At 49.5% G+C, this 952-nt stretch carries 2 protein-coding genes; both read right to left on the reverse strand.

Annotation, left to right across the window (positions count from 1 at the left end; genetic code table 11):
* Positions 1-299, reverse strand: a 299-nt coding sequence (locus tag H9631_RS22145; protein ID WP_191816624.1) for an ABC transporter permease subunit, incomplete at its 3' end; no start/stop codon positions are given.
* Positions 296-952 (reverse strand): ectoine/hydroxyectoine ABC transporter permease subunit EhuC (gene ehuC / locus H9631_RS22150; RefSeq protein ID WP_318246859.1); only part of this gene is annotated, 657 nt, incomplete at its 5' end. The genes ehuC and H9631_RS22145, both read right to left, overlap by 4 nt.

Consider the following 952-nt stretch of genomic DNA (forward strand, 5'->3'; position numbering starts at 1 on the left):
ATTCCAAGTCCTAAGGCCCCTGTCATAAAGGGGCTGAGCGAAAAACCGATATACGGGATCTCCGGTAATGCGTAAAAAAGGAAGAACAACTGTACAAGCGGCGGCGTACTTCGTACAAACTCGATGAAGCCGACTGTCAGCCACTTGAGCGGCTTAAAGCTGCTTCTCCGCAAAATCGTGAGTACCAAGCCTAACGTCAAGGCTATTAAATAAGCAGCCACCGTAGCGCCAAGCGTAATCCACATCGCTTGAAAGATTCTCGGAAAAATTTCAATGGCAAAATTCCAGTCCCAAGTCATCTAGCTGCCACCCCCTTCCCTGCCCGCTTCTCCAGCCAGCGCGCACCGAAGATAAGCGGCAGTGCCAGAACAAAATAAAGGAGAAGGAGCAGTGTAAAAATTTCCACTTGGTCCCCCGTATAGTTATCCTTTAAAATCCGGCCTTGGAAGGTCAAATCAGCTAAAGTGACCAATGAGACGAGCGATGTCCCCTTCAGTAATTCGATTGCGTTGTTCCCAAATCCCGGGAGCATAAGACGGAAGGCCTGTGGGAGGATGATAATCCTCATGCGCTGCCAACGGGTCATGTTAAGGGCAATCCCTGCCTCTGTCTGTCCTCCTGGCACGGACAAGATCGCACCTCGGACAATCTCAGAAGCATACGCCCCGTAATTCAGGCTTAAAGCCAGAACTCCCGCAGCAAAGGGGGAAAGCTCAAAACCAAAAGCTGGGAGAGCAAAATAGAAGAAAAACATCTGCACAAGCAAAGATGTTCCTCTGAACAGTTCCACCAAAGCCCCCATCAAAAAACGAACAATCCAAAAGCGCGACACGCGGCCCAGTCCGGCGACAAATGCAAAAAGAAAAGCAAAAACAGCGGACAGCAGGAGAACCTGGATCGTCACACCTGCTCCGCGCAACAATTCTGGTAAAAACATCATGTAAGTATCAAT

It is taken from the genome of Bacillus norwichensis, assembly GCF_014836955.1.
Taxonomy (GTDB): domain Bacteria; phylum Bacillota; class Bacilli; order Bacillales; family Bacillaceae_C; genus Siminovitchia; species Siminovitchia norwichensis.